Source organism: Marinobacter sp. S6332, from assembly GCF_023016045.1.
Lineage (GTDB): Bacteria > Pseudomonadota > Gammaproteobacteria > Pseudomonadales > Oleiphilaceae > Marinobacter.
Genome location: NZ_JALKAP010000004.1, coordinates 287,499 through 305,054, shown reverse-complemented (window position 1 = coordinate 305,054; position 17,556 = coordinate 287,499). Strand labels below are relative to the sequence as shown.

At 52.8% G+C, this 17,556-nt stretch carries 18 protein-coding genes; 2 read left to right on the top strand and 16 right to left on the bottom strand.

The features are described 5' to 3' along the window. Positions 1-19: 19 nt before the first annotated feature. From cheY to flhA, 5 genes are all read right to left on the bottom strand, one after another. Complete coding sequence (cheY, locus tag MWU62_RS08120; protein WP_008173086.1) at positions 20-403, bottom strand: chemotaxis response regulator CheY; 384 nt, start codon at positions 401-403, stop codon at positions 20-22. A 131-nt stretch (positions 404-534) separates the two neighbouring features. Then, positions 535-1,278 carry an RNA polymerase sigma factor FliA gene (locus MWU62_RS08115; protein ID WP_247114366.1) on the bottom strand — a complete coding sequence of 248 codons (744 nt, stop codon included), beginning with the start codon at positions 1,276-1,278 and terminating at the stop codon, positions 535-537. A gap of 29 nt (positions 1,279-1,307) precedes the next feature. Then, positions 1,308-2,120, bottom strand: a complete 813-nt coding sequence (locus tag MWU62_RS08110) for a MinD/ParA family protein (protein WP_200361562.1) — start codon at positions 2,118-2,120, stop codon at positions 1,308-1,310. Between the two features lie 72 nt (positions 2,121-2,192). Further along, complete coding sequence (gene flhF / locus MWU62_RS08105) at positions 2,193-3,509, bottom strand: flagellar biosynthesis protein FlhF (RefSeq protein WP_247114365.1); 1,317 nt, start codon at positions 3,507-3,509, stop codon at positions 2,193-2,195. Positions 3,510-3,569: 60 nt separating this feature from the next. Further along, positions 3,570-5,774 carry a flagellar biosynthesis protein FlhA gene (gene flhA, locus MWU62_RS08100; protein WP_247114364.1) on the bottom strand — a complete coding sequence of 735 codons (2,205 nt, stop codon included), beginning with the start codon at positions 5,772-5,774 and terminating at the stop codon, positions 3,570-3,572. A 225-nt stretch (positions 5,775-5,999) separates the two neighbouring features. Between flhA and upp the strand changes: the two genes are divergently transcribed. Both upp and MWU62_RS08090 read left to right on the top strand, forming a co-directional pair. Further along, on the top strand, positions 6,000-6,638 hold the full coding sequence (gene upp / locus MWU62_RS08095; RefSeq protein WP_200361565.1) for a uracil phosphoribosyltransferase: 639 nt from the start codon (positions 6,000-6,002) through the stop codon (positions 6,636-6,638). Positions 6,639-6,640: 2 nt separating this feature from the next. Continuing rightward, positions 6,641-7,897, top strand: a complete 1,257-nt coding sequence (locus tag MWU62_RS08090) for a uracil-xanthine permease family protein (RefSeq protein ID WP_247114363.1) — start codon at positions 6,641-6,643, stop codon at positions 7,895-7,897. A 460-nt stretch (positions 7,898-8,357) separates the two neighbouring features. On the opposite strand, the gene flhB is transcribed toward MWU62_RS08090, so the two are convergent. The 11 genes from flhB to MWU62_RS08035 all read right to left on the bottom strand — a co-directional run bounded on the left by flhB (position 8,358) and on the right by MWU62_RS08035 (position 17,533). Beyond that, positions 8,358-9,494 carry a flagellar biosynthesis protein FlhB gene (gene flhB / locus MWU62_RS08085; RefSeq protein WP_247114362.1) on the bottom strand — a complete coding sequence of 379 codons (1,137 nt, stop codon included), beginning with the start codon at positions 9,492-9,494 and terminating at the stop codon, positions 8,358-8,360. A gap of 21 nt (positions 9,495-9,515) precedes the next feature. Next, positions 9,516-10,301 carry a flagellar biosynthetic protein FliR gene (gene fliR, locus MWU62_RS08080; RefSeq protein WP_247114361.1) on the bottom strand — a complete coding sequence of 262 codons (786 nt, stop codon included), beginning with the start codon at positions 10,299-10,301 and terminating at the stop codon, positions 9,516-9,518. Between the two features lie 3 nt (positions 10,302-10,304). After that, positions 10,305-10,574, bottom strand: coding sequence for a flagellar biosynthesis protein FliQ (fliQ, locus tag MWU62_RS08075; RefSeq protein WP_200361569.1), 270 nt, complete (start codon positions 10,572-10,574; stop codon positions 10,305-10,307). A gap of 9 nt (positions 10,575-10,583) precedes the next feature. After that, the gene (gene fliP / locus MWU62_RS08070; RefSeq protein ID WP_247114461.1) at positions 10,584-11,348 is read right to left on the bottom strand and encodes a flagellar type III secretion system pore protein FliP; all 765 of its coding nucleotides are present in this window, start codon (positions 11,346-11,348) and stop codon (positions 10,584-10,586) included. An 8-nt stretch (positions 11,349-11,356) separates the two neighbouring features. Then, complete coding sequence (gene fliO, locus MWU62_RS08065; RefSeq protein WP_247114360.1) at positions 11,357-11,812, bottom strand: flagellar biosynthetic protein FliO; 456 nt, start codon at positions 11,810-11,812, stop codon at positions 11,357-11,359. A gap of 1 nt (position 11,813) precedes the next feature. After that, a complete protein-coding gene (fliN, locus tag MWU62_RS08060) occupies positions 11,814-12,326 on the bottom strand; it encodes a flagellar motor switch protein FliN (protein ID WP_247114359.1) in 513 nt (170 codons plus the stop codon). After that, positions 12,319-13,317 (bottom strand): flagellar motor switch protein FliM, encoded by a 999-nt coding sequence (gene fliM / locus MWU62_RS08055; protein ID WP_247114358.1) that lies wholly within the window; start codon positions 13,315-13,317, stop codon positions 12,319-12,321. The genes fliN and fliM overlap by 8 nt, the downstream gene beginning before the upstream one ends. A 134-nt stretch (positions 13,318-13,451) precedes the next feature. After that, entirely contained in the window at positions 13,452-13,961 is a 510-nt protein-coding gene (locus MWU62_RS08050; protein ID WP_247114357.1) for a flagellar basal body-associated FliL family protein, read from the bottom strand. 173 nt (positions 13,962-14,134) lie between these two features. After that, complete coding sequence (locus tag MWU62_RS08045) at positions 14,135-15,280, bottom strand: flagellar hook-length control protein FliK (RefSeq protein ID WP_247114356.1); 1,146 nt, start codon at positions 15,278-15,280, stop codon at positions 14,135-14,137. Positions 15,281-15,413: 133 nt separating this feature from the next. Continuing rightward, positions 15,414-15,770 (bottom strand): Hpt domain-containing protein, encoded by a 357-nt coding sequence (locus MWU62_RS08040; RefSeq protein WP_247114355.1) that lies wholly within the window; start codon positions 15,768-15,770, stop codon positions 15,414-15,416. A gap of 35 nt (positions 15,771-15,805) precedes the next feature. Continuing rightward, positions 15,806-17,533, bottom strand: coding sequence for a fused response regulator/phosphatase (locus tag MWU62_RS08035; protein ID WP_247114354.1), 1,728 nt, complete (start codon positions 17,531-17,533; stop codon positions 15,806-15,808). Between the last annotated feature and the right edge of the window lie 23 nt (positions 17,534-17,556).

The following is a 17,556-nucleotide window of genomic DNA, read 5'->3' as shown; positions in this document are numbered from 1 at the left end:
CGACCCATCCGATTTTCGGTTACTGGATACGTTCAAAAATCTTCTCGATTTTTTCTTTGAGAACAGCTGCCGTAAAAGGCTTTACCACGTAACCGTTCACCCCAGCCTGAGCTGCTGCCACAATTTGGTCGCGCTTGGCTTCGGCTGTAACCATCAAAACTGGAAGGGTTTTCAAGTTCTCATCAGCCCGAACCGCTTTGAGCAGATCAAAGCCGGACATTCCGGGCATGTTCCAATCTGTCACCAAAAAATCGTATTTGCCGCTTTTAAGCATAGGTAAAGCGGTATTGCCGTCATCTGCTTCATCAGTATTGGTGAAGCCCAGATCGCGGAGCAGGTTTTTGATAATCCGCCGCATTGTGGAGAAGTCATCCACAATGAGAATTTTCATGTTCTTGTCCAAAGGGACCTCCAGTTAGTAAGACCCGGAATTCGTTTAGCCTATGTACTCAAAGTGTAGCAGGCCGCTGGTTTAACTATGTATTGTCTGGTCTTTATCACGCTTGTAAAGCACCGGTTACCAAATACTACACTCTAGTTGTGTTCCTCAAGGCGCCATTCGGAAAGTCTGCCGCGTAATCTTAACGCTGCCTGACTGTGTATTTGGCTGACCCGGCTTTCACTGACTCCCAGCACAGCACCGATTTCCTTGAGGTTCAGCTCTTCCTGATAATAAAGGCTCAACACAAGTTTTTCCCTTTCGGGAAGCTGCTCGATAGCCGCAGCCAAATTGCTACGAAACGAGTCAGACGTTAGACCATCCAACGGATTATCACTGGCTTCTGTCTCTTCTATCGGCAGCTCTCCGGATTCATTGAGCTCATCCAGGCTAAAAAGTCGACCGCTGTTAGAGTCAGCCAGAGTGGCGTGATATTCGGAAAGCTCCATATCGAGCTCTTCCGCCACCTCAAAGTCTTGCGCCTCGCGGCCCTCGCGATCTTCTACAGCCTTGATTGCCCGGGCAACCCGGCGGGCGTTCCGGTGAACAGAGCGCGGCACCCAGTCGCCTTTGCGGATCTCATCGACCATAGATCCGCGTATGCGGATTCCTGCATAGGTTTCAAAAGTTGCGCCTTTGGTTGAACTGTAGCGTTGGGCCGCTTCCAGCAACCCGATCATGCCCGCCTGCATAAGGTCGTCGAGCTGCACCGAGGCCGGTAAGCGTGCCATAAGATGAAGTGCAATTTTCTTAACCAGAGGGGCGTGAGTCTCAACTAGTTCTGAGGGGCTTTTCACGCCAGTCTGGTGGTAAATTCCCAGATTTTTCGCCAATGTCATGCATCCGGTGTTGTTAGACGGGATCCGTTTCAGACTTCGACGAGCCGCTCCACAAAAAACTCCAGGTGACCGCGGGGAGAAGTTGGCAGCGGCCAGCTTTCTACTTTCTCTGCCAGTGCCCTGATCGCAACCGAGGCTTTGGCCCTAGGGTAAGCATCCAGCACAGCCTTCTGGCGCTGAACCGCTTTTTTAACAGCCTCGTCGTAAGGCACCATACCTACGTATTGTAGTGCCACATCGAGAAATCGCTCGGTAACACGGGTCAGTTTTTCGAACAAATGACGACCTTCCTGCTCACTTCCCACTTGATTTGCAAGAATACGGAAGCGATTGGTGCCGTAATCACGGTTCATCAGTTTAATCAATGCGTAGGCGTCTGTGATTGAGGTTGGCTCATCGCACACTACCAGAAGTAGTTCTTGTGAGGCTCGCAAAAAGCTCACAACCGATTCGGAGATGCCAGCAGCTGTATCCACAATAAGCACGTCAATCTGGTCGCCCAACTCACTAAAAGCGTTGATCAGGCCTGCATGTTCCATAGGGCTGAGCTGGGTCATGCGCTGGGTTCCGGAAGAAGCCGGAACAATTTTGATGCCTCCGGGGCCGTTCACCAGAACGTCTCTGAGGTCACACTCCCCTGCCAAAACATCCTGCAAAGTATGGTTGGCGGTAACGCCGAGCAACACATCCAAGTTTCCCAGACCAAGGTCGGCGTCAAGCAGGACCACGCGCCTGCCTTTCTGTGCCAGTGCAATGCCAAGGTTAACCGAAATATTACTCTTGCCGACCCCGCCTTTGCCGCCGGAAACCGCTATCACCTGTACCGGATGTGCTTTGCTCATACTGTTTATTATCTCTCGCCAGATTTAACCGGACATGGTTCATAGCCGGATACAACTCAGGCCCTCACGACCTCATGCAGTTTCTCGCGGGCGCTCCGTATCGGGCACTTGCTCTGCAGCCATTTGCTGCTGAGATATCTTCAAACGTTCAACGGCCAAACGCACCAACGGGACCGCTTCAGCATGGTGCAAATCTCCCGGGATTTTTTGCCCGTCTGTGTAGTAGGCCACCGGCAAACCGGTTTCCATCACAAAGCCCAAAGATTCGCCCAGAGTTAGGGCTTCGTCAATTTTTGTCATCACGCAGCCCGAAAGACTTGCCATCTTATAGCAATGCCAGACGGATTTCATAATGCGTGGTTGGCTGGTGGCTGAAACAACCAAATGCGTACGAACCTTATGATGGCTGCGCGCCAACTCTGCCAACTGTTCCTGATAGCCCTTGTCTGAACTGGTCAAACCTGCAGTGTCGATCAGCACCATGTGGCGGTCTGATAGCTCATCAAGAATATCATCAAGCGTGTTGCTTTCATCCACAACCCGAACCGGAACGTTTAGTATGCGACCAAACACAAAAAGCTGCTCATGTGCTGCCACCCGGTAACGGTCTGTTGTGACCAGAGCGATAGAATCTGCTCCGTGTTTCAGCACATAACGCGCTGCAAGCTTGCCAATGGTGGTTGTCTTGCCGGAGCCTGTGGGGCCAACCAACGCGTACACCCCACCCTCGTCCAGCCACTCTTGGTGCGGAGTGCGCAGGCCCGCAACGAGCATTTTTAGAGACTGTTTCCAGCCGTCTTCCAGCTTGCCGCCTTTGTGCCGACGGGAAAGTGAACCGGCAAGGTTTTGACTCAGACCAAACTCCTGTAAGCGTTCTGCAAGCCGTTGCTGAACCGCGTTTACGCCCGGCTTTTCGGGCTCAGCACGTTGGCCATTCATAAGGTCCCGCAAGGAGCTGATTTCCGCACGCATGCGCGCAAGCTCATCGGAATAATTGGGGGTGTCGGCACCTTGTGAAGACGGCTCTATGTATTCGTCGCTCGCGGCCTCATGCAAATCCGCAAAGGAGGCTTCGGCATAGCTTTGACCGCGCGCGGCGCGGCTTTCACGCACGTCACGAATACGAGTGCGGGACCGGCTTAGTTCATCTTCCAGCCTACGATGGCGCTCTGCCTGCATTTCAGCAAGACGTGCTCCGTTGGTGGCTTCACTGGCTTGCTCGCCAAGGCTTTGGCGCGCCATGTTTTCGTCGTAATCCAGAGCCGTGACAATTTCAACGCCGCCATCTACCCGGCGGTTGGAAAGGATGACAGCATCCGGCCCCATTTGCTCACTAACCTGCTTCAGGGCTTCAGCCATGCTTTTGGCAAAAAAACGTTTCACTTTCATGATATTGCATCCTCCACCGGCAACGCATTTCCTGCGCTGTCCGTTCTTTCATCCGCTGGCTTACTGACCAACGGACGCCACGATCGTTATCTGCTTGTTATCCGGTATTTCCTGATAAGAAAGCACATGCAGCCGCTCCACACCGTAACTGGCAAACTTTGCGAGCACCGGCCGCAACGGCCCGGATACCAGCAAGATGGCTGGCTTACCCAGCATTTCCTGCCGCTGCACGCTGTCTTGTAATGAACGCTGCAGCTTCTCTACCATGTTCGGCTCCAACACCATGCCTATATCTTCTTGGCCGCCGGATTGTTGACTCTGCTGAACAGACTTAAGCAACAACTGTTCCAAATCTGGATCGAGAGTAATTACAGGGATCTCTTGATCATTGCCGCAGATGCTTTGAACAATCATCCGCCGCAAAGACTGACGCGCAAATGTGGTCAGCAACTTGGGGTCCTGACTCTTCGGATGCACATTCACTATGGATTCAGCAATGGAGCGCATATCGCGAATAGGCACTTCTTCTTTGAGCAGATTCTGCAGTACCTTTAGCAAGAGGCTGATAGACACAGTGGTTGGCACCAACTCTTCAGCAAGCTTGGGCGATGCTTTCTCCAACTGATCCAACCATTTCTGAACCTCTTCGTGCCCCAACAGTTCGTGAGCATGCTTTTGCAATACCTGGTTCAGGTGCGTAGCCACAACGGTGCTAGCATCCACCACGGTATAGCCCAGCGTCTGGGCCTGATCTTTCTTTTCAGGCTCAATCCAGCTGGCATCCAACCCAAAAGCCGGATCTTTACCTTCTATACCTTCTATTTTTCCGAACACTTGCCCGGGATCTATGGCCAGTTCACGGTCTGGGTGAATTTCCGCCTCTGCCAAAGTGACGCCCATCAGAGTGATGCGATACACATTGGGCATGAGATCCAGATTGTCGCGAATATGCACCGACGGCATAAGAAAGCCCATATCCTGCGACAACTTCTTGCGCACACCTTTTATACGGCTGAGTAGCTGGCCGCCCTGCGTCTTATCAACCAGCGGTATAAGGCGATAGCCCACTTCTAGCCCGACAATATCCACCGTTGCCACATCATCCCAGCCCAACTCGCGGGTTTCTCCCGGCGAGGGAAGCTGGCGACCCTGATCACTCCTTGCATCACCCCCTGCATCACCCCCCGCATCGCCGCTCAGGGGAATTCCGCGCCCACCGGCTCCCGAAGCAACACCCGCGCCGCCTCGGCCCGCAAACGCGCCACCCTCTTCAACCGTTTGCCGGTCTTTGTTCCAGATGTACCAGGCAGCTCCCGCCGCAAGCCCACCCAGCCCAAGAAAAGCCACATGGGGCATGCCTGGAATCAAGCCAAGTAAAATTAGGATGCCAGCAGCAATACCCAGCGCTTTGGGCGCGCTGAACATTTGTTGAAGAATCTGCCCGCCCATATCCTGGCTGGAGGTAACCCGGGTAACCATGATGGCAGCGGAGGTAGAAAGCAGCAGCGACGGAATCTGTGCAACCAGACCATCACCGATGGTGAGTAACGCGTAACGCTCCATAGCCAGTCCAAAATCAAGACCATGCTGAAGCATACCGATGGCAACACCACCAATAATATTGATGGCCAGAATCAATAGGCCTGCAACCGCGTCGCCCTTTACAAATTTGGATGCACCGTCCATGGAGCCATAGAAATCCGCCTCCTGAGCAATCTCCTCCCGCCGGTGCTTGGCCTCATCCTGATTAACCAACCCCGCGTTCAGGTCTGCATCAATAGCCATTTGCTTGCCTGGCATGGCATCCAATGTAAAACGTGCACTTACTTCAGAAACCCGGCCGGCACCCTTTGTTACCACCAAAAAGTTGATGATCATAAGAATGGCGAACACCACCAGACCAACCGCGTAGTTACCGCCGATCAGCACCGCACCAAAGGATTCAATAACCTTACCTGCGGCATCACCGCCCTCATGTCCCTCCAACAGAACAATTCGCGTAGACGCCACGTTAAGCGCCAAGCGCAGTAGTGTCGCCACCAACAATACCGTTGGGAAGGAAGCAAACTCCATCGGCCGCAGTGCGTACACGCACACCAGCAGAATGACAATCGAAAGCGTGATGTTGAAGGTGAAGAAAACGTCTAGCAAAAACGCTGGCATGGGCAGAATCATCATACCCAACAGCCCCATCAGCATAATGGGTACGCCGAGATTGCCCTGCGTCAGGGATTTGACGTTATTGAGGACTAAAGCTCTGTCCATGCCCTAAGCATCTCCGATTTACTGTTTCTGAAGGCGTTTTCAGGGTCGAGATTCTGACGCCAAAGTATCTTTAACCCTGTTACCGCAAGATCCATACCAGCGCGTTCAAATTTTCACTTGGCAGGTGGCTTTAGGTGCCTGACTCACCTTGTAAGATGCGGTATCCTTGCGCCACTAAATCGCGACATTGCCCCTCAAACCCAGACCCATAAAACAGGTGAGCCCATGCCAGTCCACGAGGTAAGACACCCCCTGATCAGACACAAACTTGGCTTGATGCGTCGTGCCGAGATCAGCACTAAAAATTTTCGTGAGCTGGCACAGGAAGTCGGTGCTTTGCTGACCTATGAAGCCACCAAAGATTTCAGCCTGCAGGAAAAAACCATTGAGGGGTGGGCAGGGCCGGTCAGCGTGGAGCAAATCCAAGGCAAGAAAATCACTATCGTCCCTATTTTACGGGCCGGGCTCGGCATGCTGGATGGCGTCCTCAGCCTAATCCCGGTAGCACGGGTCAGTGTAGTGGGCCAGATTCGAAACGAAGAAACGCTGGAAGCCAATACCTATTTGGAAAAGCTGGTGGGTGAGCTGGACCAGCGTATGGCCCTGATTGTTGACCCTATGGTTGCGACCGGCGGCTCAATGATTTCCACTATCGATGTGCTTAAGAAAGCCGGAAGTACGGAGATTCGCGCGTTGGTGCTGGTTGCTGCACCGGAAGGCATTAAAAATGTTCTGGACAAGCACCCGGACGTTTCCATTTACACTGCGTCTGTAGACGACGGCCTGAACGAGAAGGGCTACATCCTGCCGGGGCTTGGCGATGCCGGTGACAAAATCTTCGGCACCAAGCAAAAGGACAATTGATCATGCAGGATCACACTACAGATTCGGTCTGGAAGCAGGCTATCGCCGGCTCACAAATGCTACTTGTAGCCTTCGGCGCCTTGGTGCTGATGCCCTTGATCACAGGCCTTGATCCAAACGTTGCTCTCTTCACCGCGGGCCTTGGCACATTGATTTTCCATATTGTGACCGGCGGCCAGATTCCGATTTTCCTTGCCTCGTCTTTCGCATTTATCGCACCAGTTATCGCGTCCAAGGGCAAGTTCGGCCTTGAAGAAACTCTGGGCGGCCTGATGGCGGCTGGCATTCTTTATATTCTTCTCAGTGGCGCGATAAAACTGCGCGGCACCGGCTTTGTAACTCGCCTGCTGCCTCCCGTGGTCATCGGTCCGGTCATTATGGTGATCGGTCTTGGGTTGGCCCCGGTTGCTGTTCACATGGCTTCCGGCCGCACAGGCGATGGTGCCGTTCAATTGATCCCGCAGGATACCGCTCTGTGGATTGCTATGATCTCGCTTGCTGTGACGATTGTTGCGTCAGTCTGGTCCAAGGGCATCTTCCGGCTGATCCCTATAATGTTTGGCGTGATTGTTGGGTACGTGCTTTCTGCGTTTGCAGGCGTGGTTGATACGACACCCATTCAGCAGGCACCTTGGCTTGCGGTTCCCAACTTCGTGGCACCTGCATTCAGCTGGGGCGCCATTCTATTCATGATCCCGGTTGCCATTGCCCCGGCCATTGAGCACATTGGCGATATTCTGGCGATTGGTAATGTGACCCGCAAAAACTACCTTGAAAAGCCCGGTTTACACCGCACACTGCTGGGCGATGGTTTGGCCACTAGTGCCGCGGCTCTGTTGGGCGGGCCACCGAACACCACATACTCCGAAGTGACCGGCGCGGTGATGCTGACCCGTAATTTTAACCCGAAGGTTATGTGGTGGGCGGCCTGTACTGCCATCGTTTTGGCGTTTGTGGGCAAGTTTGGCGCGGTTCTGCAAACGATTCCGGTGCCGGTGATGGGCGGCATTCTGTGCCTGCTGTTTGGTTCTATTGCGGTGGTGGGTATGAGCACGCTAATCCGTCATCAGGTTGATCTTTCCCAATCGCGGAATCTGGTTATCGTGGGTGTCACACTGGTATTTGGCATCGGCGGCATGGTGCTGGGCCACCTTGAAGGTATCGCCTTATGTGCGGTGGCGGCCATCATCCTGAACCTGATTCTTCCGGGTAGCCGCGAGGCTTGGGGTAAGGCTATATACGAGCACAAAGAGAACTGATCTCAACGTTAAGTATTGCTCCACTGGTGCTTTCGGGCACTGGTGGTGACTTCTCCGTTTTAATTTCCCTTCTGCTACAAGCCTGCCGACTTAAATGTGAGCCTACGGGTGTGTGGACCTCCCAAAAACCGCTACGAGCACATCCATGTGCGCTTGTCTCCGGCCATCCTTGGCCTACGACATTTTTGGGAGGTCCACACACCCGTAGGCTATCCAACTTTTCAGATACCTCAACATGGCTCAACCAAAATAATCCAATCAAAATGATGTGTGCCAGCGATATCGTGGAGTTTGCCTGAGTGGTGGTGGGTGGCCTTTTCAGGACTGTCGGTGGCCAAGGACGGCCACCGTCAAGCGCCCAGGGATGGGCTCGTAGCGTGTCCTGAAAAGGCCACCCGCCGCCACTCCTCCACCAAACTTAAACAGGCTAGGAACCCAAGCTAACAGGTAAACTCTCAACTCAGATATCACGCCGCAAATCAGAAGGAATCGGAAGGTCAGGCATTCCAGGCTTAGGCCCACGCCCCTTACGGAATTGCCGGAGCTGGAACACATAAGCCAAAACCTGAGCTATGGCCATGTATAGGCCATCGGGGATTTCGTCGCCTATGTCGCTGTTGTGATACACCGCGCGGGTTAACGGCGGAGTACGCAGAATCTCGACTTTGTGCTCGCGGGCGATCTCCATGATTTTGAAAGCCGTCTGGTCATTGCCCTTCGCCACAACCATCGGCGCGCCCATAGAATCCGGATCGTACTTTAACGCCACCGCATAGTGAGTCGGGTTAGTGATCACCACATCCGCCGTAGGCACATCCTGCATCATACGGCGCTGGGCCATTTCCCGTTGGAGCTGGCGGATTTTGCCCTTAACCTCGGGCTTGCCTTCCGAATCCTTGTATTCATCTTTTACTTCCTGCTTGGTCATTCGCAGCTTTTTCTGGTGATCAAAAATCTGGAACGGCACATCGATAACAGCAATGATGATGGTGGCACAGGAGAGCAAGAAAAAACTCCAGCCCAAGGTCCAGAGCACGTGTTCCATGGCTGGCACAGCAGGCTCGTTGGCGATGGAGAGCAAGTCTTCAGTACGGACGTCCAATATGAGAACCGCCAAAGCCATAACCAAACCCACTTTTGCGATGGCTTTAACCAGCTCGATCAGAGAGCGCGCGGAGAACATTCGACCCAAGCCTTTGATAGGGTCCATGCGATTGAGCTTTGGGGCTATTGCCTTACCGCTGAATAGCAAACCACCAATACCGATAGAGCCTGCAATCGCTGCGATAAGTAGAAGCAGGAGAATGGGAGAAAGCGCCCAAGCGGCCGCTTTTGCGGAGGCTATCAACTGCACACTCATGTGCCGAGTGTCGAAGATGGCAGAGCGCTCCAGCGTGAAAGCGTCGCGCATGATAGCTTCTAGCGTGGCACCAAGATGCGTTCCGAAAATTAGCAATCCGCCAGCGCCAGCAATCAAAACCGCCATAGTAGCCAGCTCTTTTGAGCGCGCAGTCTGGCCATCCTCCTTGGCTTTTTCTAGCCTTCGGGGGGTGGCCTCTTCGGTTTTTTCCTGACTGTTGTCGTTTTCTTCAGCCATATTTTAACTCTTGGCCTTCCGTTAGGGTTGCCCTTGAAGGCCCCGCATAAATTCAAAGGTTTGCTCGGTGTATTCTTGAAAGTGTGGCAGAAAGTTGGCGTGCAACACCCAAATAGCAAACAATCCAAAAATCAGGCCAATTGGAAAGCCGAGAGCAAAGATGTTCATCTGGGGTGCGGCGCGAGTCATTACGCCAAAGGAAATGCTAACGATCAACACCGCAGTTACCGCTGGCAAGGCCAACAGCATGGCAGAGGCGAACATCCAACTTATTCTGTGGGCGAGCTCCCACACTCCTACCTGACCAAGCCCCTCCATCCCTATAGGCATGGTTCGGAAGCTTTCAATGAAGACTTCAAACGCCACAAGGTGGCCATTCATGGCAAGGAACAGCAATGTAATCGTAATAGTGTAGATCTGCGCCAGTACCGGCACGTTAACGCCATTAGCAGGGTCGACCATAGAGGCGAAGCCTAGACCCATCTGCATGGCAATCATTTGGCCAGCAACCACGAACAGCTGCCAGAGTGCGGTTAACGCAAACCCCATACCCACACCGATCAGGATTTGCTGGAGTGTAATAACAACCGCATCCGCACTCAGAGCTTCAACCCGCGGTACTTCCGGGATCAAAGGCACGATCAGAATTGTCATTAAGAGCGCTAGCCCCAACCGCACTCTGGCGGGAACCAGCTGGGTACCAAAAATGGGGATAACCATTAAAAAGCTGGCCAAGCGGAAGAGCGGCCAAAGGTGCTGCCCTACCCATTGGCCGAGCAAGTCAGCACTGAGTTCCATGGGAGTCATGGCTCAGCCAATCAGGTAAGGAATGCTGGATATCAGCCGGTGTGCGTGATCCAACAACTTGGTCAGCAGCCAGGGCCCCAAAGCAATGATCACGATAAGCGTTACCAGTAGCCTTGGGAGAAAGCTAAGGGTTTGCTCGTTAATCTGGGTGGCCGCTTGGAATGTACTCACCACCAAACCAATCACCAACCCCGGCCCGATAATAACGGAAGCAAAAAGCACGATCATCCATAGGGCTTCGCGCACTATGTCGATAACGGTTTCCGGAGTCATAAATTCCTCCTATATCCCATAACTGGCAGCGAGTGTACCCATGATCAGGGCCCAGCCATCTACCAGCACAAACAGCATAATTTTAAACGGCAACGAGATAATTATAGGCGACAGCATCATCATACCCATCGCCATCAACACACTGGCAACAACCATGTCGAGAACCAAAAACGGGATAAACAGAATAAACCCTATTTGAAACGCCGTTTTAAGCTCGCTAGTAACGAAGGCGGGCATCAATATCCAGAAAGAAACATCCTGAGCGGTATCGTACTCAACGTCTGCAATACGCATGAAAAGGGCGAGATCGTCTTCACGGGTCTGCCCCAGCATGAATTCCTTGAAGGGAGCACTGGCAAGCTCAACAGCTTCCAAAGACGTGACTTCTTCTTGCAGATACGGCTGCAACCCCACTCTATTTGCCTCTTCCAGCACCGGCTTCATGATGAAAATACTGAGAAACAAGGCCAAGCCAAGCAATATTTGGTTTGAAGGGGTGGCCTGCAACCCCAGCGCCTGACGCAGAATGGCAAATACCACGATAATGCGGGTAAAGGAGGTCATCATCATCAACATGGCGGGCAGAAAGGTCAGCGCGGTCATCAGCGCCAAAATCTGCAGGGTTACCGTGTATTCCTCAACACCCTCGCCCTCACCGGGCTGAACTGTAAACGCCGGAATACCGGGCAAGTCTGCAAACGCGAACGGCGCCCATAATAAGCCTGCAAGCACTATAAAAAGCGGAGTGAGTCGTTTGAGTGTGGCCACCACCATAGGGCTAATCATTCCTTATTCGGAGCCGTCCAGGATTTACCGATCATGCCTTGCAAGCGTTTGGCGAAATCTCCGGTGTTAGGACTACCCGCCTTAACCACCGGCTCTTCAAAGACTTGCAGAGTACGTATGGCCGAGGGGGTAATGCCCAACAGAATTTGCTGGCCACCCACTTCAATCAAGGCAATACGCTCACGGGCTCCGATGGCCATCACGGAGACTACCTTGATGGCATTATTGTTCATTCCGGTCATGCCGTTCATTCGGCGAATGATCCAAGCGCAGCCATATATAATCGCAATAACCGCCAGCAGGCCAGCGCCGAGGCTAAGCAGCGTGCCCAAGGTATCCGGCGCGTTGCCTGCCATTTTTGCAGGGGCACTCTGTGCGGCCTTGGCAGTTTCTTCTGCAATAGCAGGTGCGGCCAACAGGAACAGCGGCACAGCTACCGTTTTTATCCACATACTATTTTTGCAGCCGCTTGATGCGTTCGCCCGGGCTGATCACGTCGGTCAGTCGGATACCGAACTTCTCGTTAACCATAACAACTTCGCCGTGGGCTATGAGTGTGCCATTAACCAACACATCCAATGGCTCGCCAGCAAGTCGGTCCAGCTCTATCACCGAGCCTTGGTTCAATTGCAGCAAGTTACGGATAGGTATTTGGGTATTCCCGACCTCCATTGAGATGCTAACAGGAATGTCCAGAATCACATCCAGATCCGGTGGTGTACCGCTACCATGAGCCGCCATGGTGCCTTCATCAAACTCTTCCATGGGTGCAGCACGCACTCCACTATCTTCGCTCTCATCAGCACTGGCACCGGTTTCTCCGGCTTCTTCCATAGCCTGAGACCACTCATCATCCAGAGACTTTTCCGAGCCTTCATCACCGGACTCTTCCATGGCCGCTTCCCATTCGGCTGCCAGCTTTTCGTCCTCGCTCAGCTCCTGACCGTCTTTCTTGTCGTCAGCCATTGCGTTCTACCTTCAGTTGTTTTTTTACCTTGGGGCGTGTCGCCCGCTCGTGAATTCTCAGCGCCAGTTTTCCGTCTCGGGTTCCCATGGTTGCTTTATAAACAGGAATCCCATTGGCGGTTACCGTCAAATAGTCAGGCACCTCTACCGGAATAATATCGCCAGCTTTTAGCTTGGCAATTTCCCGCAAAGAAATTCTGCGCTTACACACAGTAGTATTTACCGGCACCTCAACTTCTTTAATGTCTTCCTGTAGGGCACCAACCCAGCGCTCATCGATATCATCAACGTCACTTTGTACACCAGCATCCAATACATCACGGATGGGCTCAATCATGGAATAAGGCAAAGCAAAGTGCAGCTCACCACCACCGCCATCGAGTTCAATATGGAAAGTGCTGACCACCACCACTTCGCTCGGGCTCACGATATTGGCCATGGCGGGGTTTACCTCGGAATTGAGGTATTCAAAGTTCACTTTGATAACTGCTTGCCAGGCTTCCTGCATGTCCGTGAAAACCTGATTGAGCACCATCTGTACAATTCGGTTTTCCGTGGGAGTGAATTCCCGGCCTTCGATTTTTGCGTGCCGACCCTCACCGCCAAAAAAGTTATCAACCAACTTGAATACCAACTTGGCATCCAGAACAAACAAGGAGGTGCCCCGCAAGGGGCGCACTTTGCAGAGGTTCAAACTGGTTGGCACATACAGCGTGTGTATGTATTCACCAAACTTCATGATTTGAACGCCGCCGGTAGAAACGTCTGCGTTGCGGCGCAAGAGGTTGAACAAGCTGATTCGGGTATAACGGGCAAAGCGTTCGTTAATCATTTCCAGCGTGGGCATCCGGCCCCGCACAATACGGTCTTGGCTGGCAAGATCGTATGACTTTACGCCAACCTCGTCGGTTTCTTCATGGGTATCAATGTCACCATCATCTACGCCATGAAGGAGCGCATCAATTTCATCCTGTGACAGTAAATCCTGCATACTTTGTCCTGCCGCTGAAAAGCCTTACCCGCTTGCGGGCTCTGTTGCTCTGTTTGCGCGAGCCTAAAACACTTTCTTAGTCTGGCTTGGCCTGCTCTGTAGCACTCTGTCCGTCGCGCTCTTAAACGTAAAGTTTATTGAACGACAAAGTTCCTAAAAAGCACCTTGCTGACAGCAGGCTCGCCTTCTTGCTTTAGTACCTCATTAACCGTAACCAGCATATTAGCCGCCAAATTCTGCCTGCCTTCTGGAGTTTGCAGCTCTGTAAAACTGCTGTTGCCAAGCACCATAACAAGCTGGCTACGAATCAGGGGTAAGTGCAGTTGTGCTGCCGTAAGCGCTTGCGGGTCGTCTGCTTCCAGAGCCACATAGGCTTGAGCATAGCGCTGGCGCCCCTCGCCCTGCACTGTCGTTACGAGTGCTTTTTCAATGGCAAGATAAACACTAGGGCTAAAGGTTTCATCGGCAACACTGGCTTCAGCTTTGGTGTCGTCCCCCATACCGGGTAAGCCACCGCCGAGGAACCACAAGGTTCCTGCAACCGACAAAGCAATCGCGAGAATCACCACCACAACCAGTAGGATGATAAGTTTTAGTTTGCCTTTTTTAGCCGGTGGTGCCGCAGGTGCGCTGTTTTCTGCCATAGTGTTTTTCGCCAAAAATCCGTCAATGAACGTTCATTTCGATGACTTTCATACAAGGTGTGCAAAGGGCGGGCCATAAGACCCACCTCTCCACTCAGAACCGCAGTTTAGCCTTGCATGGAGGGATGGGCAAAGTGGTTTGGTGCCTCACGCTGAGTATAAGGCGTGGACTTTCAGGCAAAAATATCAACGGCGCCGTTCCAGCTCAGATCCAGGCTGCCTGTTTGCATGTCTTCACTGGTGCCCTCCACAGATGAAAGTGCTGAACCAGAGCCTGCAGACGAGTCATCTCCTTCTTCTGAATTCTGCTGTCCGGACTGGTTTCGGGAATTATCCGAAACGTCGAACTGCGCCAGATCAAGCCCCTGCTCACCTAGCATGTCGCGCAGCCTGTGCGAATGCAATTCCAACTGCTCTCTTACCACAGGATTCGCAGAGTGCACGGTAATATTCGCCTGATCATTTTGCACCCGAACACGAACCTCCATGGGCCCCATGTCTGGCGGTGTTAAGTGAATCTCAGCAACCGATAGGTTTTTGGCTGTGAGCCAACTGAGCTTACCCATCAGTTTATCCCCCCACTCAGCGTGGTTTACGGGCACATCAACCGATGTTGCATAACTCCTAAGAGGCACCTGTGCCTCTGACACCAATTTACCAGTAGCGCTATTGGCGTTTTGCTGGGCAACCAACTCCACTGCGGATTCAAATCGGTTACCGGTTAATAAACTGGCGGGGTCCATGGCACTGGCTTTGTCACCCGCGGAGGGAACCAATGCTTCGGTCAGTTGTAGAGCAGTCACAAGACCACCGCCACTGCCAGAGGCAGCTTGTCCAGGCTGCGCACCTGCCCCTGCGAGACCGGCAAACAGCTCACCACCTTGTATGGGGGCCGGGGCTGCTGCCGCAACCGCCGCTGGATTACCTGTTAGCCCACCATCGGGGAGTAGCAACGCTTGCAGCTCGGCAAATGTAAGCGGGGTTGCGCTTACTTCCATATCCGGCAGAGTGGTGGCGCCCCCTTCGAGGCTTTCTTTTTCAGCTACCTTGCTTTCACCAACTGCCTTTTTCGAATCGGTCTTGCTTACCTTCTGGGCGCCCTCGCCGTTTCCAGAGGATTTTGCGTTGTTGTTGCGAGCATTATCGGGCGCATCGCTCCGCCCGGACTGTTGGCGATCGAGGCGCCTTTGTTCAGCACGAGATACGGATTCATATCGGCTTTCACCGGCGCCACTGTCGCGATCCGAGCTGGCTTTCTGCGCGCCAGCATCTTTCTGTATCCCCGGCGCGGGGGTCTGGGGGAGAACCATTTGAGTCATGGCAACCTCTTGCCGCTTTTAATCCGTAGGGGCCTGATTCAGCCATTTTTGTGGGGATCATCAGGCGCTTTTCCTAACTGAAGCAAAAGCGATGCCAGCAAGACATCCCAGAACCCATCGTTGCCTCAAATGCCTATTCAGCGCTTCCCGCCATCAAAGTTTCTAGGGCAGCTGTAACCTGCTGAAATTCCGCTTCTATAGCACTTAGCAACGTCGGCGCATCATTCAAGCGTTCCTCCAGGCCGACTTTCTCGATCTGTCGGCATAGCTCCCCAAGGTGCGGTGCTCCTATATTGATGCTGCTACCTTTGAAGCTGTGAGCCGTCTTCGCGAACGCATCTGCATCCCTGTGCTTCATGGCAGATTTTAAACTAGCTATTCGCTCTTTCGAATCATTGAGATAAGTGTGAATCAATGTTGCGAATTCATCTTCCATTACATCTTGAAGCTCTGCTAAAGCTTCTTCATCAAGGTGTGGTAAATCAGCCATGACCGACTCCCTTGTTTCCAATAAAAAAGTGGTGATTAAAAGAACCAATCATAAACAACTTCCACCTGGTTCCCTTCCCCATGAAACTGTATAGATTCTGTCAACCGCATTAACAAAGCCAAGCCTCGGCCACCATAGCGGGGACCGCTCTGGGCCACATCTATTGATTGTAAAACCGGATGATTTTGAAAATCGAACCCCTGACCGCTGTCTTCACATGTAACACGAAGGCGCCCGCCGGAAGGCATTAGATCGTGCTGAAAACTGAAGCGGATATAGTGACCACTCACTCTGTTAAGCCGCTTGGTGCGTTCGGAATAATAGCGGTCAAAGCCTGCTGGGGTGTATTTCCAATCCGAGGGCAGCCGAAGCACCCCGTGCTCCAGTGCATTGTTGTAAAGCTCTGAAAGTAGGGTATAGATTTCCCCGCTTTTACGCCGCAGCCCCGGCACTTCCATGCATATATGCAGCAAGAGTGGCAGAGGATTGAATTCCCCTAGTGTGTTATCCCGGATTTCATAATCACAATGCCACTGCGAAGGTCCGGCGAGAGTAGAAAGCCCGACCTCTTCTGTTAACGTTGCTTGGCCAGTCTCTTCCACCATTTCTACACAGCAAAGGGTAAGGTCGTCACCAAACTTTTGCTGACCGGTAAATTGTTTGATTGAACCCATTAATACATCAAAGGGGTGGCTGCCTGCGCTTGTGCTTTCAATGGCATTGCGAACACCTTGCTCACCAAAGAGCTGGCCTTCGCGGTTGGCGCACTCCAGAACACCATCCGTCATCAACAACAAGCGATCACCGGGCTGGGACCTAACAGCCTCCATTTCGGCGTTAAACTGATCAGCACTCAAAATTCCGAGCGGCAAATGCCGGGAAGGCAAAGCATACTGTTCCATGTTCGAGCGTATCAGCCATATATCGGGCAGCCCACCATTCCAGACACCTAACTGATTGTGCGCAAAATCTACCTCCACCATAACGCCGCAACAGAACATATCTTTTGGCAGAATGCGTACAAGCTTCTGGTTAATTTCCCTGAGTATATCGGAGCCATCAAAGCCCTTGCTGGCCATACCATAAAAGCTCTCCGCAATAGGCATAGCGCCAATCGCCGCGGGCAACCCGTGGCCGGTAAAATCTCCGGCAAAGATTAGCATTCCGCCCGCAGGCCGGGGGGAAGCGAAAAGCACATCGCCACTGAATATGGATAAAGGGGAGGCGTGATAGCGAATGTTGGCAGCGTCCAAACATCCGGTGTGAGCGACATTGTCGAACACCCGCCGGGCTACATGCTGCTCTTCCAGCAGTTGCCGGTTGCGCTCATTCGTCAGATCCCGCTGATCTGACAGAGCTTGGTGCATTAGCCGCATTCGGTTAAAGGCGTTGATCTTAGCCTTGATCATCAACCGGTTATAGGGCTTGCTCAGAAAACCGTCGCCTCCTGCTTCAAGGCACCCCGCTAAATCTTCGGGTTCGGACAGAGAGGTCACAAATATGACTGGCACAAACCGTTCTCCCGCAAGCCGCTTGATTTGCCGGGCTGCCTCCATGCCATCCATTGAGGGCATGAGAGCGTCTAGCAAAACAATATCCGGGGCACCCTCTTGAAAGTGCAGCACCGCCTCGTGGCCATTGGCTGCATCCAGCACCTGATGGCCAAGGCGCTTCAGCAAGGCTTTTAATATAAGGCGATCACTGTCGCTGTCGTCTGCAACAAGAATGTTCAGGGGGACATTTTCGGCAGCAGACTCATCCATGAGGTGTTCCAGTGGGCCGGGCA